The following is a 3,286-nucleotide window of genomic DNA, read 5'->3' on the forward strand; positions in this document are numbered from 1 at the left end:
TCTCGATGGATGGCCGGGGCCGCTGGATCGACAACCGGATGATCGAGCGGCTCTGGCGATCCCTCAAATACGAATGCGTCTACTTGAACGCCTTCGAAACAGGTTCCGAAGCCCGGGACGGGATCGGTGACTGGATCAGCTACTACAACGAAAGACGCCCGCACTCATCACATGGGATCATGACGCCGGACCAGGCCTATGACAGGCAATCTCCGGACCTGAAGGTTGCCGCCTGAAATGAAACCAATGCTATAGCTTAGCACGGCGGCAAACTGGTCGAATTTCAAGGACCACCTCTCTCCAACATGCGGCTGCAACTTCATGCGCTTTTCTATAATCTCGGTGTCTTCCTGCAAGGAACCGACCTGCCCGAACAAATGACTGACTGGTCGCTGACGAGCCTGCAAACCCGTCTGATCAAGATTGGTGCCCGAGTTGTCAGACATGCCCGCGCCATTACATTCCAACTCGCTGAGGTTGCCGTCAGCGGTGATCTTTTCCGCCGCATACTGACGGCGATCCACGGGCTCGGCGCGCCACCGGCTGCAACATGACGATTTTATCAGCTAAAACCGAACGAACGCGGCTTTACCGGTCTGTTCGAATGGGTGTCGATCAAATCGAACGCCCGGCCAAACCGGCCTTTAAGACGAGAAATCGCGCTCAGATCGCGTATTAGATGCCCGAACCATGGTAAACCGTGCACAAGAGGCTTGATCAATCCGCAACGCAGCGACAAAATTGAGGAGAGGGCATCCCACTTGGGGAATGTCAGTTTAGATATTTATTATTAATCAACGTAGCCGCGGTTTAAGTCATGGAGAGGTTATATGAAGAAATTGGTTCACGATGGAAATCTCACTGAAATCAGCAGAAACACGTGGTCGCTGGATGAAACCGCGAATGGCGACGGCCAGCCCGGGATCGACTCGATCTGGCGTTTTGACGTAGAGGCGGTCTATGAGCTCGTTTATGTAAATCCGTTCGCCACGACGTTCACTTTTTATCTTGATACGGAATTCATTGGTTTCGGTGAAGCTGGTGAAAACGACAGGTTGGTCGCCGACATTGACGGTTGGGAAGCGCATCGTTCCCAAATGTATTTCTTTGGTGATGCGCAAGAATTCTCTGGCAACGGCATTGGTGGAAACGACGATATTCGCATCAGAAACAACGATGATATGGCTGCCATGGTGGTCTTGGGCGACGCGGAATGGATGTATGATCAATCTGTCGGTGGGTCGGATCTTATCAAGTTTACAGGCTCCGGGAGCGCGGGGTATGTCGGGATAAACGGCGACTCTATATACATGGTGGATCAGAGCTCCGGGGGCGACGACCGCATATCGCTGAAGATCGCCGACGTGCGGCTCGTCCACGTTGCGGGTGAGGGCTACACCCTGGAGGGCGAGATCGATTGCGGCGATGATTACATCACCATCGACGGGTATGATGATAAATCGGGGCTGTCGACCACTTCCCCAGCGATCAGGGTGTCTGGCGATGCCAGGGTGTATTTGTTCGGAGAGAGTTACGCGGGCGATGATCGCATCAGGATCGGGGATTTCGCGAATGGCGATATCTGGGTTTACGGTGACTCGAAATATGCCGGTGAGGGCGTCACCTATGGTGAGGATACTATCCACGTCGGTGACGGTGCGGCCATTGTCAGGGTTTTCGGGGATGCAGAAAATGGCAATTCAGGTGCCGATGACAGGATTTTCGGAGGCAGCCATGGGGGAAAGTCGCAGCTCTACGGGGAAGGTGAATTTTTATTCCTCGAGTCCAACGCAGTCCTTGGGGATGATCTGATCGTTGCAGGCGATGGCAACACCACCAGCACGATGGTTGGCGATGCTCGCACAATCGATTTTAGTCGCGGCGTACAATCTGTATCCGTGGTGCTCGGTAATGATGTTCTGGTTAGCGGCCGGGGCGCCGATGAGATGTGGGGCGACGTTGAAGTCATCCGGACACCGACTATCGATATAACCTTTGGGGCTGACCGCTTTGTCTTTGCGCCGGGGAGCGGTTCGGATGTGATCCATGACTTCCGGTCTGAAGACGGAGATCGGATTGATCTATCTGACTATGGTTTTACAGGGCTTGAAGAGCTGGAAATGGCTGGCGAGGTGATCAGTCTCGAAACCGGGTCCCAGATCACCCTGAACGGTCTCGACACCGCCACGCTGACAGCGGATGATTTCATATTTACCTGAGGCTCTGTCGCTAGTGCTTTGATCCCGGGCGATTGAGGGTCAGGGACGGCATTTTTGCAGAACTCCTTCTTGAGGCGTGATTTCTCCTTTGCCCGCTGATGTCATGCGACGCGGACGATCTCGGCGGTACCGAGGGCGTTGAAGCGGTTCATAAGGGCGATGCGGATATGGATTTCGGCGGTCTGGCGGTCGGGGTTTCTTGCCATGATGCGATCACCGAAGGCTTTCAGGCAGCGCATCCTCGCCTCGATGCGGCTGCGGGCGTGATATCCCGTCCAGCGTTTCCAGAAGGCCCTGCCGTAATATCGCGTCGCGCGCAGGGTTTTGTTTCGGGCGCGTGCCGCCGGGGAGTCCTCTTTCCATAGCCGCCCGTTCTTGCGGATTGGAATGATCGCAATGGCCTGCCGTTCGATAATGGCCTTGTGGCAGCGGCGCGTGTCATTGATCAGCCCCACTTGAGTGGTCCAATTTGATTGTTAGTGCATGACGGGCCTCCGGTCCATCGTGACGACGGTTTCCGGGGCCGGTGGGCGGTAGCCTAATGCGCTGTGTGGTCGTTTCGTGTTGTAGTGTTTCCTCCATTGTTCGATCAGGATCTGCGCCTCGCGCAGGCTGTAGAAGRTTTCGCCATTCAGGAACTCRTCGCGGAAACGGGCGTTGAAGCTTTCGCAGTATCCGTTCTCCCAAGGCGATCCAGGTTCGATRTAAGCCGTTTTCGCGCCGACAGCTTTGATCCAGTCCTGTACGGCTTGAGCAACGAACTCCGGGCCATTGTCAGACCGAATGAACGAAGGCACRCCGCGCAGGATGAACAGGTCGCTCAGCACATCGATCACGTTGCCTGAGTTCAACTTCCTGTCGACACGGATCGCCAGACATTCCCGGCTGTACTCTTCGATGATATTCAATGTCCGGAACGCCTTCCCATCGTCCGTGCGGCAATGCACGAAGTCATATGACCAAACATGGTTTGGATGCTCAGGCCGCAACCGGACACACGATCCATCATTCAGCCAAAGCCGTCCTTTTCTTGGTTGTTTCATTGGCACCTTCAGCCCCTCTCGTCG

The 3,286-nt window shown here is 55.0% G+C and carries 3 protein-coding genes and 2 pseudogenes; 3 read left to right on the forward strand and 2 right to left on the reverse strand.

What is annotated here, in order from left to right:
* The 3 genes and pseudogenes from FEV53_RS19845 to FEV53_RS19855 all read left to right on the forward strand — a co-directional run.
* The coding region (locus FEV53_RS19845; protein ID WP_142836237.1) for an integrase core domain-containing protein at nucleotides 1-236 on the forward strand (236 nt) is incomplete at its 5' end.
* Between the two features lie 63 nt (nucleotides 237-299).
* Nucleotides 300-554, forward strand: a pseudogene (locus FEV53_RS19850) (transposase); the annotation flags it as partial.
* Between the two features lie 276 nt (nucleotides 555-830).
* Nucleotides 831-2,219 (forward strand): calcium-binding protein, encoded by a 1,389-nt coding sequence (locus FEV53_RS19855; protein WP_142836374.1) that lies wholly within the window; start codon nucleotides 831-833, stop codon nucleotides 2,217-2,219.
* Between the two features lie 101 nt (nucleotides 2,220-2,320).
* Here the strand turns inward: FEV53_RS19855 and FEV53_RS19860 are convergent.
* Nucleotides 2,321-2,659 (reverse strand): annotated as a pseudogene (locus tag FEV53_RS19860) (transposase); the annotation flags it as partial.
* Nucleotides 2,660-2,695: 36 nt separating this feature from the next.
* Nucleotides 2,696-3,286: IS3 family transposase (locus FEV53_RS19865; protein ID WP_142836375.1), on the reverse strand; the 591-nt coding region annotated here is incomplete at its 5' end.

The organism is Palleronia caenipelagi (genome assembly GCF_007004065.1).
Classification (GTDB): Bacteria; Pseudomonadota; Alphaproteobacteria; order Rhodobacterales; family Rhodobacteraceae; genus Palleronia; species Palleronia caenipelagi.

Excerpts from the sequence above, each read along its gene's own strand:
- FEV53_RS19855 (WP_142836374.1), top strand. The coding sequence starts at position 831 with ATGAAGAAATTGGTTCACGATGGAAATCTCACTGAAATCAGCAGAAAC.